Source organism: Aeromonas sp. 75A (genome assembly GCF_051919425.1).
Classification (GTDB): domain Bacteria; phylum Pseudomonadota; class Gammaproteobacteria; order Enterobacterales; family Aeromonadaceae; genus Aeromonas; species Aeromonas veronii.
Window position 1 is genome coordinate 1 of the sequence record NZ_JBQBES010000002.1, and the last position, 17,895, is coordinate 17,895.

Consider the following 17,895-nt stretch of genomic DNA (forward strand, 5'->3'; position numbering starts at 1 on the left):
CAAGAAGTTGAGTTTCCATAAAATTTAATCCAGATCTCATTTCAGCGATCAATCCTGTGCACCAATTGATCTGGCACAACTCTCCCTCCGATAAATCATCATTAAATTTACCTATTTGTTAGGGTAACCCTCGAGCAATCATATATTGCGCGGTTTTATTCACCCGCAAGCGAATGTCTGCCCACCCCGCCCGACGGGGAGAGATCCACACCAAGATGGAACGGGTCAGACGAGACCAAAACATTTATCTGGGAGTGATAAACGTGGGTTCACAACACAGGCATATCAATCTGGGCCTCGCCGCCCTGCTGCTGACCAGCTGGCTTGGCGCCAGCGGCTGGGCACAGGCTGATGACGCAACCACCAAGGGCAAGATAGAGGCGCGCAGCGAGCTGTTCGCCAAGGATCACGCCGATCAGTTCACCAGCTGGAAAGGTACCAGCGAGAGCCGCGAGCGCACCGACGCCTTGGCGGAAGATCCCCAGATGGTGGTGCTCTGGGCCGGCTACCCCTTCTCCAAGGATTACAACAAGCCGCGCGGCCACTTCTATGCGCTGACCGACGTGCGGGAAACCCTGCGCACCGGCGCCCCCAAGACTGCCGAAGACGGTCCGCTGCCCATGGCCTGCTGGAGCTGCAAAGGCCCGGACGTGGCCCGCGTCATCGACGAGAAGGGTGAGGATGGCTACTTCAAGGGGATGTGGGCAAAAGGCGGACCGGAAATCGTCAACACCATCGGCTGCGCCGACTGCCACGACACCGCCTCGAAAGAGTTCAAGGAGGGGAAACCCGCCCTGCACCTCTCCCGTCCCTATGCCGACCGGGCCATGACCGCCATCGGCAAGCCATTCAAGGAGCAGGGGCGCTTCGATCAGCAGTCTCAGGTGTGCGGCCAGTGCCACGTGGAGTACTACTTCAGCGGCCCCACCAAGGCGGTGAAATTCCCCTGGGACAAGGGCACCACAGTGGAGCAGATGGAGCAGTATTACGATGAAATAGGCTTTGCCGACTGGACCCATGCCCTCTCCAAGACCCCCATGCTCAAAGCCCAGCACCCCGAGTACGAGACCTGGCGCGCCGGCATTCACGGCCAGAACAACGTCGCCTGCGTCGACTGCCACATGCCCAAGGTGCAGAACGAGCAAGGCAAGGTCTACACCGACCACAAGGTAGGCAACCCCTTCGATCGCTTCGACCAGACCTGCCGCAACTGCCACACCCAGAGCAAGGAGATGCTGCAAGGGGTGGTCAAGCAGCGCAAGGACGCCGTCACCGAGATCAAGCTCAAAGTCGAGAAGCAGCTGGTGCACGCCCACTTTGAAGCCAAGGCCGCCTGGGATGCCGGCGCCACCGAGGCCGAGATGAAGGACATTCTGCAGGACATCCGTCACGCCCAATGGCGCTGGGACTTCTCCATCGCCTCCCACGGGGTGCAGATGCACGCCCCGGAAGTGGCGCTGCGCATGCTGGGAACCGCCCTGGACAAAGCCGCCGACGCCCGCACCAAGCTGGCACGCCTGCTGGCCGCCAAGGGGATCAGCCACGAGATCGCCATTCCTGACATCTCCAGCAAGGAGAAGGCCCAGGCCGCTCTTGGCATGGACATGAAGCAGATGAACGCGGACAAGGCCCAGTTCCTCAAGACCACAGTGCCCGCCTGGGAAGCCGAGGCCAAAGCGGCCGGACGACTGGCGCAGTAATGGAGCGGGCGGGCACTGCGGTGCCCGCCACGGATGGAGGCTTCCTATGGGTGATTTAACAATGGATTTCTTACGACTGATGCTGATGGCAGCCATGCTGCTCACCAGCCTGCAGGGTCAGGCGGCCGAGCCGGCAGCAGCCCCTGTACCAGCTACACATGAGGTGGAATTTTTACGCAATCCCGACAAGGCCTGCACCGACTGTCACAAGGAGCAGAGCGAGGGAATGCACGGCAAGCATGGTCAGGCGACCAATCCCAACAACCTCAAGCCGGTGACCTGCACCAACTGCCACGGCCAGCCCTCCCCCCAGCACCGGGAAGGGGTCAAGGATGTGATGCGCTTCAGCCACAGCCTGAAGGATAAAGAGAGCATCAAGCTTTATCCCATCAGCGAGCAGAATGGAGTCTGCATGAGCTGCCACGAGCCCAAACCACTGCGCGAGGCGCTCTGGGCCCACGACGTGCACGCCACCAAGCTCACCTGCACCAGCTGCCACCAGTTGCATCCGGCCAAGGAGCCCATGGTGGGGCTACCGGAGAAGTCCCGCATCAAGCTCTGCGTCGACTGCCACAGCAAGCAGCATGAGGCCAGCAAGGCCCGGCAGGAGCAGTCCAAACCGGCTACCGGCAAGGAGGCATCATGAGCTGCTCTCGCCGTGACTTTATGGCGGGCATGGGCGCGGGGGCCCTTATCATGATGACGGGGCCGACTCGCTCCCTTGCTACCCCCCTTGCCCACAGCCAGACCATCGACGGGATACGCTATGGCATGATCCACGATGAGACGGCCTGCATCGGCTGCACCGCCTGCATGGATGCCTGCCGGGAGGTGAATCAGGTGCCACAAGGGGTCTCGCGCCTCGAGATCATCCGATCAGGCCCGGTCGGTGAATTTCCCGACGCCGAGTACCGCTTCTTTCGCAAGTCCTGCCAGCACTGCGACAACGCCCCCTGCGTGCATGTCTGCCCCACCGGCGCCTCCCATATCCGCAAGAAGGATGGCATCGTCGACGTCGACGCGGATCTCTGCGTCGGCTGCATGTATTGCCTCGCCGCCTGCCCCTATCAGGTGCGCTTCATCAACCCTGTGACCCGAGTGGCAGACAAGTGCGACTTTTGCCGCAAGACCAACCTGGCGGCGGGCAAGGAGCCGGCCTGCGTGGAATCCTGCCCCACCAAGGCGCTGGTGTTCGGTAATCTGGATGATCCGGACAGCCCCATTGCCCAACGGCTGGTGAAAGAGACCACCTATCGCTACAAGCAGGCACTCGGCACCTCGCCCAAGATGTACCGCGTGCCCAAAGGGGAGATAACGTCATGACCATACAAGACGCATTTCACTTCCCTTCCCTTGTCTGGGACTGGCCCATCGCTATCTATCTCTTTCTGCTCGGCATCTCCGCCGGGGCCACCACCCTCTCGGTGCTGCTGCGCAGCAAGGGGGCCGGCAGCGAGAGCGGCATCATCAAGGCAACCGCCATTCTGGCGCCAGCGAGCGTGATATTGGGGCTGCTCATCCTTATCTTCCATCTGGCCCGCCCTTGGACCTTCTGGAAGCTGATGTTCCACTATCAGTTCGACTCCGTGATGTCGATGGGGGTCATGCTGTTTCAGCTCTATATGGCGGTACTGTTCGCCTGGCTGGCGGTGGTGTTTCGCGCCGAGATCGAGACATTGCGCGGCAGGTTGCTGCAAGAGAAGTTCGCTTTTGTGGATGGGCTGATTGGCTGGCTCGCCCGCATCGAGCGGCTGCTGGCGCCGCTCTTGCTGCTGCTTGCCGTGCTGCTAGGGGCCTACACTGGCTTTCTGCTCTCGGCACTCAAGACCTATCCGCTCTTGAACAACCCGGTGCTGCCGGTGTTGTTTCTGGTCTCGGGCATCAGCTCAGGTATCGCCTCCACCATCTTGCTGGCGGTGACGATCTTCAAGGAGAACCATCACAGCCAGGGGGTGAGCTTTGTCCATCGCTTCGAGCGACCTGTGCTGGCGGTGGAGGTGTTGCTGCTGGTCTGCTTCTTTACCGGCCTCTACTTCGGTGGCGGCCAGAAAGAGGTGGCGATGTGGGCGGCCATCGGCAGTGGCTTCTGGGCTCAGGTGTTCTGGCTCGGGGTGGTGGGCATCGGCATGCTGCTGCCCCAGCTGCTGGCTCTGCTGACCCCGGCGCCCCTGCGGGAGCGAAACGGCCATCTGGTGCTGGTCTGCAGCCTGACACTGGTGGGGATCCTGCTGCTGCGCTACTTCGTGCTTTATGCCGGCCAGATGACGGTAGTTTAAAGATATGATCACCAGCACCAGCCGCCCTTCGGGTGACTGGCGCTGGTTTGTTGCTGGCCCAATGAATTTCTGGTGATGCCAGACACGCTGCTTGGCAATGTTCCCCGCCAAAGGGAGACAACGCGGCGTGTGTGTCATGACATGAATGACATCAAAGATTGAACCGGAGGTTATGTGCTGGCGGAGCTCGGCTATCTCTCACTGTTGCTGGCGGCGGCACTCTCCTTGCTGCAGGGCACCCTGCCCTGGCTGGGATTACGGCTCGCCTCCCCGACCCTGCTGCGCAGCGCCACGCCGCTGGCGCTGATCAATGCCGTCCTGCTATTGGCCGCCCTGCTGCTGCTCGCCAGCTGCTTTGGCCAAGATGATTTCACCGTCAGCTATGTTGCCCAGCACGCCAACAGCGCCCTGCCCCTTGGCTTCAAACTGGCGGCCGTGTGGGGGGGCCACGAGGGCTCCATGCTGTTCTTCGTGTTTGCGCTGGGGCTGTGGGGCGCCCTGGTGGCCCTTTGTTCCAAGCGGGTCGATCCGCTGATCACAGCCCGGGTATTGGCCATCATGGGTCTGATCGTCGGGCTGTTCGGCCTCTATACCCTGATCTTCTCAAGCCCGTTTGACCGCCAATTCCCGGGGCCGCTGGAGGGGCGCGATCTCAACCCCATGCTGCAGGATATCGGCCTCATCATCCACCCGCCCCTGCTCTACCTCGGTTACGTCGGCTTTGCGGTCAACTTCGCCTTCGCCATGGCGGCGCTCCATTCGGGCAGACTGGATGGCGCCGTTGCCCACTGGAGCCGCCCCTGGGCGCTCGGCTCTTGGGTGTTTCTCACCGCCGGTATCGTGCTGGGCTCTTGGTGGGCCTATTACGAACTGGGCTGGGGCGGCTGGTGGTTCTGGGATCCGGTAGAAAACGCCTCCCTGCTGCCCTGGCTGCTCGGCACTGCATTGCTGCACGCTCTTGTCGTCTGCGAGAAGCGCGGTGCCTATGGTCACGCAGTGCTGTTGCTCTCCATCTTCACCTTCGCCTTGAGCCTGCTCGGCACCTTCGTGGTGCGCTCCGGAGTGCTCACCTCGGTGCACGCCTTTGCAGTCGACCCCAGCCGCGGCCTCACCCTCTTGTTACTGCTCGGCTTGCTATTGACCTGCGCCCTCACCCTGTTTGCCCTGCGCGCAGACATTCGCGCCCCCTATGCCCGCTTTGGCTTGCTGTCAAAAGAGGGGCTGCTCGGCGCCGCCATCCTGCTGCTCTGCGTGGCCTGCGCCAGCGTGCTGCTCGGCACCTTCTACCCCATGGTGTTCCAGTCGCTCCATCTGGGCTCGCTGTCGGTGGGCGCCCCCTATTTCAATACCATCTTCGTGCCGCTGGCCCTCTGCCTGATGGCACTGATGACCCAGCTGCCGCGCCTGCGCTGGCAGCAGCTTGCGCCACATTCCCGACTCAACGCTCTGTTGCCACCGCTGTTTGGCCTGCTTGGCGGCGGGCTCATTAGCCTTGCCTATCTGGAACAGGGATCGTTTTCCGGTAGCTGGAGCGGCATCCTCGCCAATATGGTGAGCCTCTGGCTGATGGTCAGCCTGTTGCTCCCGCTCTTGGAACCGACGTCGCTGCGCGAGTTCACCCTCAATCGGTTCGGCAGTTTGCTGGCCCACCTCGGGGTGGCGGTGTGCGCCCTCGGGATCAATCAGGTGAGCCACCACAGTCAGGAAGGAGGCACAGTGCTAAGTGCCAACCAACCCTACCAACTCGGCGCGTTCGAATTTCGCTATGAGGGGAGCGAGCCGGTGATCGGCCCCAACTATACCGCCGAGCGCATCACGCTTAGCGTGCACAAGAGCGGTAAAGAGGTGGCGCGGCTGACGCCTGAGCGGCGCCACTACAGCGTGCGCACCATGAACATGAACGAACCCGGCATCGCGTGGGGAATGTTCGGCGATCTCTACGTGGTGCTGGGTGAGAAGATGGGGCCAGATGCCTATGCCATGCGGCTGCACTACAAGCCGCTGGTGCGCTGGATCTGGCTCGGCGGCCTGTTGATGATGGCAGGCGGCGCCCTGCGTCTGCTCGCCCGTCGCCCTTTGCTAGCCTCCCGTTCCGTTGCGGTTGGCACCACCCATCCCCGGCTCGAACAGGAGGCGTTATGAGATCCCGCCTGCGCCTCTTTGTTCCACTGCTGCTGACCCTGAGCCTCGGCATCCTGCTCTGGCTCGGCCTTGGCAACAATCCCTACAGCCAGGATGACGCGACGCTCGGACGTACCCTGCCTGCGTGGCAGAGCGACAATCTGCTGGACGGGAGTCCGCTCCAGACCGCCAGCCTCAAGGGGGAGCCCTTTGTGCTTAACGTCTGGGCCAGCTGGTGCGTCAACTGCCGCGCCGAGCATCCGTTGCTCAGCGAGCTCGCGGGCACAGTGCCCCTCTATGGTCTCAACTACAGGGACAAGGGGGATGCGGCCCGCGCCTGGCTTATCCAGGCGGGCAACCCCTATCGTGCCGTGCTGGCCGACCCTGACGGCAAACTGGCCCTTGAGCTCGGCGTCTACGGCACGCCGGAGACCTATCTGTTTGATGCCGATGGCACCCTGCTAGCCCGCCATACCGGCGAGCTTACCAAAGGGATCTGGCAACGCCAGTTTGCCCCCCTGTTCGACAAGGCGCGAACTGACGCGCAAATGAAGGCCGCCACAACGGCACCCGCAATTACGCCATCTATTGCGCCGTCTATTGCAATATCAGCTCTGGAGACACAGCCATGATGCGCCGTTCTCTTGCCTGCACCCTGCTGGCCCTCGGCATGCTGCTGAGTGCAACGGCATTTGCCAGCGGGGTCGATACCTATCAGTTTCGCCACCCCGAGCAGCAGACCCGCGCTCAGGAAGTGGCCCGCGCCCTGCGCTGCCCTCAGTGCCAGAACCAGAATCTGGTGGAGTCCAACTCCCCCATCGCGCGGGATCTGCGGCTAGAGGTCTACCGCTGGGTGGACGAGGGACAGAGCGACGAGCAGGTTATCGCCCGCATGACGGAGCGCTTCGGCGATTTCGTCCGCTACGATCCCCCCTTCAAGGCCAGCACGGCGCTACTGTGGGGCGGTCCCCTGCTGCTGTTGGGGCTGGCGCTGTTGATCCTGTCTCGCCGCCTGACGCGCACAAAGGTGCAACCCATCCCTGCCGTTAAGGCCATCGTTGAGGCCCCCCCTCAGCCCGCCGCCGATCCGCGCAGCGAATTGAATTTGCTGATCATGCACGGGGAGCAGGCAGGCCTCTCCCCCGACCAACCGCTATACGGGGAGCTGAGCGCCGCCCGCCTGGCCAACGCCATCCCGGCGGCTGAGCTGGCCCTGCGAGCGCAACTGGCCAGCCAGCGTGACAATCGCGGCCGCAATAACCAGCACGGGCGGGCCTTGTTGCTGCTTGGCCTCCTGGCCATCGCGGCCGTTGCCGCTGTGTATTTCAGCAGCGGCCGCTATCAGGCATGGCAGGATTATGCATCCCGTCCCGATCCGCTGGCGGGGTTGAGCCCGCGGGCTCTGCAGGACAAGGAGCTGGGGAGTCTGCATCAGAAGCTTCAGCGCAGCCCCGCCGACCTCGACAGCTGGGCGGCGCTCGGCCAGCTCTATCTCTATCGGGGTGAATATGACAACGCCCTGCTCGCCTACCAACGTCTCGCTCTGCTGGAGGGGGGCGCCAGCGCGGCGACTCAAGCCGCCCAAGCCACTGTGCTCTACTATCAGGCGGGCCAGCAGCTGACTCCCGAGGCAACCCGCCTGCTGGAGAGCGCCCTCAAGCAGGACGCGGGGGAAGTGAGCGCCCTGATGCTGCTCGCCTCCGATCACTTCCTGCATGGCCGCTACAGCCAGGCCATTGCCCTGTGGCAGCAACTGCTCGATGGCGAGCGCCCTCGCATCAATCGGGCCGCGCTGATTGAGGCGATCCAGACGGCAAGCATAATGGGCGGGTAACCCCTTGATTAAAGGAGGGTAATCGTGGTGATATGGCGCCGCGACCACGCAAGTGGCTCAGCACTCTCTTTCAATAGACAAGGATGTCTGGATGCAACTCACCCTGTTAAACGACTCGGGTAAATTCGATGGGCTCGATGACACCATTAGGCACGTTTTTGCCGAGACGGCGCACAAATTGAATGCCTTGTTCGATCTCTCCCAACTGGATGTCACCTTCAGCCCTTTTGCCGAGGGGGATGCTCCCGATTCGGGTATCGGTGGCTGGGCCATCAACATGTATCGAATAGAACTCCAGCTTGATCTGGAACGGCCTGATATCAAAGAGGTGATCATCACAGAATTGCCTGCCGTGCTGGCCCACGAAGTCCACCATATCGTGCAAAAGAAGAACAAGGTGGAAGCAGAAACACTGGCCGAAAACCTGATTTTTGAAGGACTGGCCTGCTACTTTGAGCAGAGGTTCAATGGTGGCACCCTCCCCTCGCTGTTCAAGGAGTCTCATCACCATGACTGGCAATCGCTCCTGGCAGAGATGACGCCCCATCTATCCAGCAAGCAGTTCAACTATTTAGACTTTTTTTACTGCCGTGATAACCGGCCATTTCCCAAATATGCCGGTTACTGGGTGGGGTTCAATCTGGTGACCAACTATCTGGCCAAAAATGGACTGAATGAAATAGAGGTCATGGGTCTACCCGCCGAAGCGTATTTCAATTAACACGCCTTCATACTGTTCGTGGCTATCACAGAGCCCAAATCCGGAGAGAAGATCATGATCCCCATTCGCTGCAAGGCCGTATCCGGCGTTGCCCTTACCACTGTCGATGGCGAAACCAGATTGCTGGTGATGAAACGGGTCAAGGGAGGCTTCTGGTGCCATGTGGCGGGCACGGTGGAGGCGGGTGAAACCGGCTGGCAGACCATTATTCGGGAGTTTGGCGAAGAGACGGGGATCAAGGTCACCGAGCTCTACAACGGCCAGTATCTGGAGCAGTTTTACGAGGCGAGCTTGAATACGGTGGAGGTGGTGCCGGTCTTTGTGGTCTATTGCCCGCCCAATCAGGCGGTGACCCTCAACGACGAGCACACCGAATATCGCTGGTGTTCCCTGGCCGAGGCCAAGGCGCTGGTGAGTTTCCCCGGCCAGAAGGCGCTCTACGACCATATCTGGCACCACTTTGTCGACAACGCCCCCTCTCCCCTGATGCGGGTTGATATCTGCTGACTGCGCACAACTTCCCCCTGTAAATGCAACACGCCCCCGGATGGGGGCGTGTTGCATCTAAAGCCAGCCAAGCGCTTTTGTTAGCCCAAGCAGATGGCCTACGGCCGCTCGCCAGCGGCCAGACGGCGGTTGATATCGGCGATAACCGGGGCTATATCCGCCAGAGTGTCGATGACATAGTGAGCCCCCGCCGCCCGCAGTTTGGCCTCGGCCGGTGCGCGCCGGGCGGCGATCTCCGCCTCGCTCATGGCGGCAAACTCTTCCCAAGTGGCACCAAATTCGTTGCCGGAAACCGACAATCCCACCGTCCACATGCCCGCGCTAAGCCCTTCGCTGATACCCGGTACGGCGTCATCCACCTTGATGCAGCGATGCACCGCGCTCACTCCCAGCTCAATTACGTTGGCCAGCGCCATCCAGGGACCGGGGCGACCACCAGCCTTGAGGTCATCGGTGGCGACCCAGTGATCCGGGCGATAGCCGTGATCGGCCGCGGCTGGCACCAGCGCCTCCATCACCGGACGGGGGTAACCGGAGCAGGAGCCGATTTTCATCCCCTGCACCCGCAGAGCATCCAGCACCGGCAACACGCCGGGGATGGGAGCGGCAAAGCGGGTCACGGCGGCAATCTGCAGCGGCATAAAGGTGTGATAAAGGTGGTCCACCTCGGCGTGGCTCATGGGGTGGCCAAAGCGAGCCTGCCAGCGCGCATCCACCGAGGGCAGACGGCCCAGCGCGGCGATATGATCCCACTTGCCAAGGCCCATGGGCTGGCGTGCTTCGTCCAGGGTCACAGCAAAGTCATAGGCGCGGGCGAAGGCCTCGACAAAGATGGAGGTGGGGGCGAAGGAGCCGAAATCGACGACGGTACCGGCCCAGTCGAGGATCAGCGCCTCCACGTCGGTGGTCGGGTGAATGGCAATCTGCAAGTCAGTCATGGTGGTGTTCCTGTTTCGGTGAAAGTGCGATCTCGCCCAATGCGCGATCGAGAATGGTGATGGCGCGCACCAGATCGGCGCGGGTGATATTGAGCGGTGGCGAGAGCTGGATAACGTTCCCTTGGGAGACCTTGAAGCTGAGCCCCAGCTCCAGACAGCGGTAGAGCAGCCGCTCGGCGGCTTGGCTATTGCGGGCGCGACTCTGATGATCGACCACCAGATCGAGCGCCCAAAGCATACCGATACCGCGCACCTGCCCGATCAGCGGGTGACGTTCGGCCAACTTGCCGAGCTCGGCCGCCATAAAACGGCCATCCTCCTGCGCTTTTGCCAGCAACCCCTCTTCGCGGATGGTCGCGATGGTCGCGAGCGCCGCCGCGCAGCCGATAGGGCTCTTCTCGTGGGTGTAGTGACCGAGTGAAATAGCTGCGGCCTGATTGAACCGGTCGCGGGTGATGAGCGCTGCAAACGGCACCACCCCGCCCCCCAGCCCCTTGCCCAGACAGATGATGTCGGGCTCGATGCCGAACTCTTCAAAGCTGAACCAGTGGCCGGTGCGCCCCAGGGCATTGGGGATCTCGTCGACGATCAACAACACCTTGTGGCGATCGCAGATCTCCCGCACCCGCTGCCAGTAGGCCTTCGAGGGCACCTGCACATCGGTGTTGCGGATAGGTTCGGCGATAAAGGCGCCTATTCCTCCCTCCTTCTCGATGACGTACTCCAGATAATCGGCGTAGTGCACATCATCCCCCTCCCCGCGATACCAGACGCCGCGATATCGGGTGGGCGGCGGGATGCGCTCCACGCCGGCTATCAAGGGGCCCATGCCGGCGCGAAAACAGGCCTCGCCGCCGACCGAGATGGCATCGAGGGAGGCGCCATGAAAGGCATCCCAGAGGGACACCACCTTGCTGTTGCCGGTGATGAAACGGGCGAGCTTCAGGGCAATCCCCACCACCTCGCTGCCGCCGGGGGCAAACAGCACTCGGTTGAGATCGCCCGGGGCCAGTTCAGCCAGGGTGCGGGCACAGTCAATGGCAACCTGATGGGTATAGCGGCGGGGCGCGAACGGCAGATCGGCGAGTTGCTGCTGCACCGCGGCCACCACCCTGGGGTGACCGTGACCCAGCTGATGAACGCTGTTGCCGTGAAAATCGAGGTAACGCTTGCCCGATACACTGGTCAACCAGCTCCCCTGCGCGCACTCAAGCAGATCCAGACAGGGGGTGGAGAGCGCCTGATGGAGGAAATAGCGGCTATCCTCCGCCAATCCGGCCTGTACATCTTCGCTCTGGTCAGCCCACCAGCGCGCCCGCCCCTCGCCGAGGTTGATATCCCCTTCGCTATCGGCGCGGCCGCTACCGTGCAGCTTATGGTCATGCAAATCGCGGCCACGCAGATCACGACCCTGAGCCAGCATGCTGGTCATCGCGCGTCCCCTTGCCAGTAGCAGGCGCTGGCCATGGCGGCGAGCAGATCGCGTACCCGCCCTGGGGTCACATCGCCGATATTGCCGATACGGAAGCAATCGGCTTGGGAGACCTTGCCCGGGTAGATGACAAAGCCCTGCGCCTTGAGCCGCTGGTAGAAGTCAGCGAAGCGGTAGTCAGGGTGGGTCGGAGAGTAGAAGGCGGTGATGATGGGAGACTGCCACTGCTCGGGCAGCAGCGGCGCAAAGCCGAGGGCAGCCATGCCATCCACCAAGGTGCGCTGATTCTCGCTGTAGCGCTGATGGCGGGCGGCAATGCCCCCCTCCTCTTCCAGCTCGCGCAGGGCCTGGGCAAAGGCAAGCACGGTATGGGTGGGCGAGGTAAAGCGCCACTTGCCCCCCTGCAACTCCATGGTCTGCCACTGGGCGTGCAGGTCGAGGGAGACCGAGCGAGCACGACCGGCGCAGGCCGTCAGTGCGGCGCGGCGGGCGATGACAAAGCCAAAACCCGGCACCCCCTGAATGCACTTGTTGGCCGAGCTGATAAGAAACTCGATGCCAAGGCGTCCCATATCGATGGGGATACCGCCAAAGCTGCTCATGGCATCGACGATCAGGCGAATACCGCGGCGCTGGCAGAGCTCGGCCACCTCGTCGAGCGGGTTGAGCATGCCGGTGGTGGTCTCGCAGTGCACCATGGCCAAGTGGGTGATCTCGGGGTGGCGCCTCAGCATCGCCTCGATGGTGGCGGGTTCGGGGCGGGTGGTCTCGCCACAGTCCAACTCGAGGTGGCGCAGGCCAAGGCAGCGTGCCATCTCCCCCATGCGGGCACCGTAAGCGCCGTTGTTGATGATCAGCAGACACTCATCGACGCCTATCGCCGAGCCCAGCACGCTCTCCACCACATAGCTGCCACTCCCCTGCAGCAAGACGACGCTGTAGTCACTTTGATATTCCGGGCCAGTGGCGAGGCGCACCAGCTCGCGGCGGATGGGCTCCACCACCCCCTGGTTATAGTCCGCATCCCAGGTACAGCTGTCTTGCAGCATGGCGGCACGCACAGTGGCGGTGGTCGAGAGGGGGCCCGGGGTCAGCAGCAGGTAATCGACGGCGGCAGGGGCCGCAGGAATATGGGTCATGACTTCGCTCCTTTTTGGTATATACCAGAATGAGCGCATTGTGGGTAACTGCCCCGCCAAGGTCAAAGGGGTGGCGCTACGTGCAACAAAAAATTCATTTTCAGCGCCGGGATCGCGATAATCTAGGAAGCCTGAACAACAGGGGCGATTCTGGTATCTACCAACGCATGTTGATGTTGCCGTGTAACGACCGAGCAGATGACCTGCCCTGTGCCCAGCCTATTGCCCAACTCATTGCACAACTTATTGCAAAACCAGGGATTTTCATGAGCAAACCCCAATATCTGCAGATCAAGGATGCCCTCGCTAACCAGATCCTGGCGGGGGGTCTGGCCCCCAACGACAAGCTCCCCTCCGAGCGGCTGCTGGGTGAACTCTATGGCACCACAAGGGTCACCATCCGCGAGGCGCTGGTGCAGCTGGAGGCGAACGGCCTTATCTATCGGGAGGATCGCCGCGGCTGGTTCGTCACCCCGCCGCGCTTTCGCTTGAACCCCAGACGCACCTCCAACTTTCACCAGATAGTGCGGGAGCAAGGGGGTGAACCGCACACCGAGCTGCTGGAGAAAAGCCGCCAGGCGGTGCCGCCCGCGTTGATGGCGCAACTGCAGCTCAAGCCGTTCGACAGCCTCTTTTTGCTCAAGCGACTGCGCTATGCCAACGGGCGCGCCATCTGCTACTGCGAGAACCACTGCCTGCCAGAGCGGGTCCCGGGCCTGCTGGAGCTGGATCTCAACGGCAGCCTGACCGAGATCTATCAGGCCCATTACGATCTTCACTACGCCCGCATGCAGGTGCGTTTCTTCCCCACCGCCCTGCCGGACGAGGTGGCCAAGGCGCTGGGAGCCACCGCCGGCCTGCCCGCCCTGCGCCTCGAGCGGCTCAACTTCGATCAGCACGGCCGGGTGCTCGACTTCGATCTGGAGTACTGGCGCCACGACAGCCTGGAGATCGAAGTGGATACCCAGGATTAGTCACGGATAAATCAGGAACGGCAAAACGTCACGGGGCTGTCACGGTCACGTCATAAAGATCCCCTAGCCTCTCTCTCGACCAATCTGGTTTATACCAAACCAATTTAACTGGAGAAGAGGATGAAACAGGGAACCCATCTGCTGGCCGCCGCCGTGCTGGCTGCCATGACCGCCCCGGCACTGGCCGCGACCGATCTCACCGTCTACACCGCCTTCGAACCGGAGCAGCTCAACGAGCTGAGAACCGCGTTCGAGCGCCAGCATCCGGACATCAACATCAAGTGGGTGCGTGACTCCACCGGCGTGGTCACCGCCCGCTTGCTGGCAGAAAAAGCCCAGCCCAAAGCGGATGTGGTATGGGGTCTGGCCGCCACCAGCCTGATGCAGCTCGATCAGCAGCAGATGCTCAATGCCTATGCACCGAAAGGACTGGACAAGCTCGACAGCCGCTTTCGCGACAGCAAGGCCGAGCCTCACTGGATCGGTCTGGACGCCTTCTTCAGCGCTATCTGCTTCAACAAGGTAGAGGCGGAAAAACAGGGGATCCCGGCCCCCACCAGCTGGGCCGACCTCACCAAGCCCATCTACAAGGGCAAGGTGATCATGCCCAACCCCAGCTCCTCCGGCACCGGTTACCTGAGCGTTGCTGGCTGGCTGCAGACCATGGGCGAGCAGCAGGGCTGGCAATTCATGAACGGCCTGCACCAGAACATCGACCGTTACACCCACTCGGGCTCCGCCCCCTGCAAGCTGGCCGCCAGCGGTGAAACGGTGATCGGTATCTCCTTCGACTTCCCGGCTACCAGCCTCAAGGCCAAGGGTGCCCCCATCGAGGTGGTGTTCCCGAAAGAGGGGTCGGGCTGGGATATGGAAGCCGCCGCCATCATCAAGGGCACTCCCAAGCTGGAAGCCGCCAAACAGCTGCTCGACTTTGCCGCCACCGAACAGGCCAATACCCTCTACAACAAGTCGTTCGCAGTGGTCGCCATTCCGGATGTGGCCAAACCCAGAGCCGGCTATCCCGCCAATATCAAAGGCCAGATGATCGACAACGACTTTGGCTGGGCTGCCCGCGAGCGCAACACCATCCTGGCCCAGTGGAGCGCCAGCTTCGACGGCAAGACCGAAGCCAAACAGTAAGCGTGAAGGGCGGCGGTTTGTTCACGCCAGACACACCGCTGCCAATAAACTGCCAGTCGAAGGCCAACAGCTGTTGGCCTTCGCTTTTTGGTTTTAACTTCCCGAGTTTGTATTGCCTTCAATTAGCGATGCTTAGTCCATCCACACAGGGCCCAACCACTTGCTGGTGACCCGATCTCATTTGACTGTCATCAAGCTGTCATCCCCCGATCACCTGACCGTCACACTTCACATGCAAACTGGTATATACCAAATCAGTAGCGAGTCGAACCATGGCCCAGCCCTATCTGGACATTCAACATCTCAACAAGCAGTTCGGTGCTTTTCAGGCCCTCAAGGGGATCTCTCTGACCATTGAGCCGGGGGAGTTTATCTGCTTTCTCGGCCCCTCCGGCTGCGGCAAAACCACCCTGCTCAGAGCCATCGCCGGGCTGGATCTAGCGGACAACGGCGAGATCTGGCAAGGAGGGCGCAATATCTCCCGCCTGCCGCCCCAGGAGCGCGATTTTGGCATCGTGTTTCAGTCCTATGCTCTCTTCCCCAACCTGACGGTGGCCCAGAACATCGCCTTCGGCCTTGAGAATCAGGGGCTGGCGCGGGATCTCATCAAGGAGCGAGTCGATCACTGGCTGGGGCTGGTGGATCTCACTGCCCAGTCCCACAAATACCCGAGCCAGATCTCTGGCGGCCAGCAGCAGCGGGTGGCGCTGGCCCGGGCGCTCGCCCTCTCCCCCGGCCTGCTGCTGCTGGACGAACCGCTCAGCGCGCTGGATGCGCTGGTACGCACCCACCTTCGCAGCGAGATCCGCGCCCTGCAGCAGCGCCTTGGCATCACCACCATCATGGTGACCCACGATCAGGAAGAGGCGCTGACCATGGCCGATCGCATCGTGGTGATGGAGGGCGGCCGCATCGTACAGGTGGGCACTCCGCAGGAGATCTACCACCAGCCTGCCAGCCGTTTCGTGGCAAGCTTTGTCGGTACCATGAACTTCCTCGAGACCCTGGTGCTGAGCCCCAATCAGGTGCGCCTCAACGAACAACCGCTGACACTTGCCAACCAGGCCGCGGCCGGCAGCAAATTGCAGGTGGCGATCCGCCCCGAGGCAATCACCCTGAGTGCGCCGAGCGAGCCGTATCTTGGGCAACATGGCGTTGAAGCAACCATCGATCAGGTGGAGTTTCTCGGCGCCGCTCAGCGCCTTATCTGTACCGCCGACACCTATCTGGGCCCACAGCAAATTCTGGTGGAACGCCCGACCCATGAGCTGCCCCGCCACGAACAGGGTGGCTGGCGCAGCGGCATGCGCTGCTCGCTGCACTGGCCCGCCGGGGCGATGCAGCTGTTTGAAGGAGAGCGCCCATGACAGCCCCCCTTGCGACCTCCTCCCTGCTGCCACCAGTGACAGCCCGGCAAGACTCTCGCTGGCAGCGGCTCTGTCGCGGCTGGAGCCGGGATCAGCTGCTGCAACTGATCCTGCTGGTGCTCGGCATCGCCCTGCTCACCGGCGGTCTGTTGCTGCCACTGCTCACCATGCTGCAAAAGAGTCTGCAGGATGAGAACGGCCTCTGGGTGGGCCTTGCCAACTTCAGCGCCTACTTCGACTCCCCTCATCTGGGGCGCACCATCGGCAACACCCTCTGGCTCGGGGTGCTGATCACCGCGCTGGTGGTGACCATCGCCTTTGGCTACGCCTATGCCCTCACCCGCACCTGTATGCCGGGCAAGAGCCTGTTTCGCCTCATCGGTTTGATCCCGCTCCTGATGCCCTCCCTGTTGCCCGCCATCAGTCTGGTCTACTGGTTTGGCAATCAGGGGATCGCCAAGGGGCTGCTCGGCGGCGAGAGCATCTACGGCCCCATCGGCATCGTCATTGGCCTTGGCTTCTGGTGCTTCCCCCACGCCCTGATGATCCTTATCACGGCGCTCGGCCAGAGCGATGCCCGCCTCTATGAAGCCTCCCGGGTGCTGGGCAGCAGCGGCTGGCGCACCTTTGTCACCGTCACCCTGCCTACCGCCCGTTATGGCCTGCTCAGCGCCGCCATCGCGGTCTTCACCCTTACCATCTGCGACTTTGGGGTAGCCAAGGTGATTGGCGGCCAGTACAGCGTGCTCGCTACCGATATCTACCGGCAGGTGATCGGAATGCAGAACTTCTCGCTGGGCGCCGTTGCCAGCGTCACCCTGCTGCTGCCGGCACTGTTGAGCTTTGCGCTGGAGCACAGGGTGCGCAGCAAGATGCAGGAGCAGAGCAGCACCAAGGCGGTGCCCTATCAGCCCAAACCCCATCGGCTGCGGGATCTGCTGGCGCTCGGTTGGTGCACGCTCTGGGCCCTGCTGTTTCTGGCGCTGGTGGGGATGGCGGTTTACGGATCCCTGGTGCAGTTCTGGCCCTACAACCTCGCTCTGACGCTGGATCACTATGCCTTTGACAGCAACAGCGTCTATGGCTGGCAGCCCTTTACCAACACCTTGCAACTGGGCCTCTATACCGCGCTGATCGGCACCGTGCTGGTGATGGTGCTGGCCTGGGCGCAGGAGAAGGGGCGCCACTTCGCGCCGCTGCGCCAATTGCTGCATCTGCTCGCCATGCTGTCGCTGGCGGTGCCCGGCATGGTGCTGGGGCTCGGTTACATCTTCTTTTTCAACGGCAATCCGCTCTTTGGCGGCCTATACGGCACCCTGCCGCTGATGGTGCTCTCCTGCGTCATCCACTACTACACGGTGGGCCATATGACGGCGCTGACCAGCCTCAAGCAACTGCCCAAGGAGCTGGAGCTGGTGGCCATCTCATTGCGCATTCCGCTCTGGAAGGCGTTCTGGCGGGTCACCCTGCCCGCCTCCCTGCCAGCGATCTTGGAGATCTTTATCTATCTGTTCGTCAACGCCATGACCACCACCTCGGCGGTGATCTTCCTCTATTCGAGCGACAGCGTGCTCGCCTCCATCGCCGTACTCAATATGGAGGATTCCGGCGATACAGCCGCGGCCGCCGCCATGGCCACCCTGATCCTGCTGGCCGCCGCCACCGCCAAGCTGCTCCAGCTCTTTTTGAGCCGCGCCCTGCTGGATCGCACCCAGCGCTGGCGCCACCAATAACCTTATCGAGGAG

16 protein-coding genes are annotated in these 17,895 nt (G+C 62.1%); 13 read left to right on the forward strand and 3 right to left on the reverse strand.

Annotated elements, in window-relative coordinates; genetic code table 11:
• The first annotated feature begins 263 nt into the window (after positions 1-263).
• From nrfA to ACTG2T_RS00070, 9 genes are all read left to right on the forward strand, one after another.
• A complete protein-coding gene (gene nrfA / locus ACTG2T_RS00030) occupies positions 264-1,700 on the forward strand; it encodes an ammonia-forming nitrite reductase cytochrome c552 subunit (RefSeq protein WP_330124382.1) in 1,437 nt (478 codons plus the stop codon).
• 46 nt (positions 1,701-1,746) lie between these two features.
• A complete protein-coding gene (gene nrfB, locus ACTG2T_RS00035; protein WP_330124383.1) occupies positions 1,747-2,346 on the forward strand; it encodes a cytochrome c nitrite reductase pentaheme subunit in 600 nt (199 codons plus the stop codon).
• Positions 2,343-3,023 carry a cytochrome c nitrite reductase Fe-S protein gene (nrfC, locus tag ACTG2T_RS00040; RefSeq protein ID WP_330124384.1) on the forward strand — a complete coding sequence of 227 codons (681 nt, stop codon included), beginning with the start codon at positions 2,343-2,345 and terminating at the stop codon, positions 3,021-3,023. Before nrfB ends, nrfC begins: the two co-directional genes overlap by 4 nt.
• Complete coding sequence (gene nrfD, locus ACTG2T_RS00045; RefSeq protein ID WP_330124385.1) at positions 3,020-3,976, forward strand: cytochrome c nitrite reductase subunit NrfD; 957 nt, start codon at positions 3,020-3,022, stop codon at positions 3,974-3,976. The genes nrfC and nrfD overlap by 4 nt, the downstream gene beginning before the upstream one ends.
• Positions 3,977-4,150: 174 nt before the next feature.
• Positions 4,151-6,118 carry a heme lyase NrfEFG subunit NrfE gene (gene nrfE, locus ACTG2T_RS00050; protein WP_330124386.1) on the forward strand — a complete coding sequence of 656 codons (1,968 nt, stop codon included), beginning with the start codon at positions 4,151-4,153 and terminating at the stop codon, positions 6,116-6,118.
• Entirely contained in the window at positions 6,115-6,729 is a 615-nt protein-coding gene (locus ACTG2T_RS00055) for a DsbE family thiol:disulfide interchange protein (protein ID WP_330124387.1), read from the forward strand. Before nrfE ends, ACTG2T_RS00055 begins: the two co-directional genes overlap by 4 nt.
• The gene (nrfF, locus tag ACTG2T_RS00060; protein ID WP_330124388.1) at positions 6,726-7,931 is read left to right on the forward strand and encodes a heme lyase NrfEFG subunit NrfF; all 1,206 of its coding nucleotides are present in this window, start codon (positions 6,726-6,728) and stop codon (positions 7,929-7,931) included. The genes ACTG2T_RS00055 and nrfF overlap by 4 nt, the downstream gene beginning before the upstream one ends.
• Positions 7,932-8,022: 91 nt before the next feature.
• Entirely contained in the window at positions 8,023-8,652 is a 630-nt protein-coding gene (locus tag ACTG2T_RS00065; RefSeq protein WP_139746700.1) for a DUF2268 domain-containing putative Zn-dependent protease, read from the forward strand.
• Between the two features lie 54 nt (positions 8,653-8,706).
• Positions 8,707-9,159, forward strand: a complete 453-nt coding sequence (locus ACTG2T_RS00070; protein WP_330124389.1) for an NUDIX hydrolase — start codon at positions 8,707-8,709, stop codon at positions 9,157-9,159.
• Positions 9,160-9,257: 98 nt separating this feature from the next.
• Here the strand turns inward: ACTG2T_RS00070 and phnX are convergent, their stop codons facing one another.
• Genes phnX through phnW form a run of 3 tightly spaced genes read right to left on the reverse strand, consistent with a single transcriptional unit; the run spans position 9,258 to position 12,668 of the window.
• A complete protein-coding gene (gene phnX / locus ACTG2T_RS00075) occupies positions 9,258-10,097 on the reverse strand; it encodes a phosphonoacetaldehyde hydrolase (RefSeq protein ID WP_330124390.1) in 840 nt (279 codons plus the stop codon).
• Complete coding sequence (locus ACTG2T_RS00080; RefSeq protein WP_236268192.1) at positions 10,090-11,529, reverse strand: aspartate aminotransferase family protein; 1,440 nt, start codon at positions 11,527-11,529, stop codon at positions 10,090-10,092. The genes phnX and ACTG2T_RS00080 overlap by 8 nt, the downstream gene beginning before the upstream one ends.
• The gene (phnW, locus tag ACTG2T_RS00085) at positions 11,526-12,668 is read right to left on the reverse strand and encodes a 2-aminoethylphosphonate--pyruvate transaminase (protein ID WP_201956292.1); all 1,143 of its coding nucleotides are present in this window, start codon (positions 12,666-12,668) and stop codon (positions 11,526-11,528) included. The genes ACTG2T_RS00080 and phnW overlap by 4 nt, the downstream gene beginning before the upstream one ends.
• Before the next feature lie 266 nt (positions 12,669-12,934).
• On the opposite strand from phnW, the gene phnR reads away from it, so the two are divergent.
• From phnR to ACTG2T_RS00105, 4 genes are all read left to right on the forward strand, one after another.
• Positions 12,935-13,642 (forward strand): phosphonate utilization transcriptional regulator PhnR, encoded by a 708-nt coding sequence (phnR, locus tag ACTG2T_RS00090; protein WP_047438836.1) that lies wholly within the window; start codon positions 12,935-12,937, stop codon positions 13,640-13,642.
• Between the two features lie 120 nt (positions 13,643-13,762).
• Positions 13,763-14,782 carry a putative 2-aminoethylphosphonate ABC transporter substrate-binding protein gene (locus ACTG2T_RS00095; RefSeq protein WP_110303835.1) on the forward strand — a complete coding sequence of 340 codons (1,020 nt, stop codon included), beginning with the start codon at positions 13,763-13,765 and terminating at the stop codon, positions 14,780-14,782.
• A 272-nt stretch (positions 14,783-15,054) separates the two neighbouring features.
• Positions 15,055-16,149 carry a putative 2-aminoethylphosphonate ABC transporter ATP-binding protein gene (locus ACTG2T_RS00100; RefSeq protein ID WP_110303836.1) on the forward strand — a complete coding sequence of 365 codons (1,095 nt, stop codon included), beginning with the start codon at positions 15,055-15,057 and terminating at the stop codon, positions 16,147-16,149.
• Complete coding sequence (locus ACTG2T_RS00105; RefSeq protein ID WP_330124391.1) at positions 16,146-17,882, forward strand: putative 2-aminoethylphosphonate ABC transporter permease subunit; 1,737 nt, start codon at positions 16,146-16,148, stop codon at positions 17,880-17,882. The genes ACTG2T_RS00100 and ACTG2T_RS00105 overlap by 4 nt, the downstream gene beginning before the upstream one ends.
• Positions 17,883-17,895 lie beyond the last annotated feature (13 nt).

What these genes read in the sequence shown, in the direction of transcription:
- nrfB (WP_330124383.1), top strand. Translation starts at nt 1,747, where the DNA reads ATGGGTGATTTAACAATGGATTTCTTACGACTGATGCTGATGGCAGCC.
- nrfC (WP_330124384.1), top strand. Translation starts at nt 2,343, where the DNA reads ATGAGCTGCTCTCGCCGTGACTTTATGGCGGGCATGGGCGCGGGGGCC.
- nrfD (WP_330124385.1), top strand. Translation starts at nt 3,020, where the DNA reads ATGACCATACAAGACGCATTTCACTTCCCTTCCCTTGTCTGGGACTGG.
- ACTG2T_RS00055 (WP_330124387.1), top strand. Translation starts at nt 6,115, where the DNA reads ATGAGATCCCGCCTGCGCCTCTTTGTTCCACTGCTGCTGACCCTGAGC.
- nrfF (WP_330124388.1), top strand. Translation starts at nt 6,726, where the DNA reads ATGATGCGCCGTTCTCTTGCCTGCACCCTGCTGGCCCTCGGCATGCTG.
- ACTG2T_RS00065 (WP_139746700.1), top strand. Translation starts at nt 8,023, where the DNA reads ATGCAACTCACCCTGTTAAACGACTCGGGTAAATTCGATGGGCTCGAT.
- ACTG2T_RS00070 (WP_330124389.1), top strand. Translation starts at nt 8,707, where the DNA reads ATGATCCCCATTCGCTGCAAGGCCGTATCCGGCGTTGCCCTTACCACT.
- phnX (WP_330124390.1), bottom strand. Translation starts at nt 10,097, where the DNA reads ATGACTGACTTGCAGATTGCCATTCACCCGACCACCGACGTGGAGGCG.
- ACTG2T_RS00080 (WP_236268192.1), bottom strand. Translation starts at nt 11,529, where the DNA reads ATGACCAGCATGCTGGCTCAGGGTCGTGATCTGCGTGGCCGCGATTTG.
- phnW (WP_201956292.1), bottom strand. Translation starts at nt 12,668, where the DNA reads ATGACCCATATTCCTGCGGCCCCTGCCGCCGTCGATTACCTGCTGCTG.
- phnR (WP_047438836.1), top strand. Translation starts at nt 12,935, where the DNA reads ATGAGCAAACCCCAATATCTGCAGATCAAGGATGCCCTCGCTAACCAG.
- ACTG2T_RS00095 (WP_110303835.1), top strand. Translation starts at nt 13,763, where the DNA reads ATGAAACAGGGAACCCATCTGCTGGCCGCCGCCGTGCTGGCTGCCATG.
- ACTG2T_RS00100 (WP_110303836.1), top strand. Translation starts at nt 15,055, where the DNA reads ATGGCCCAGCCCTATCTGGACATTCAACATCTCAACAAGCAGTTCGGT.
- ACTG2T_RS00105 (WP_330124391.1), top strand. Translation starts at nt 16,146, where the DNA reads ATGACAGCCCCCCTTGCGACCTCCTCCCTGCTGCCACCAGTGACAGCC.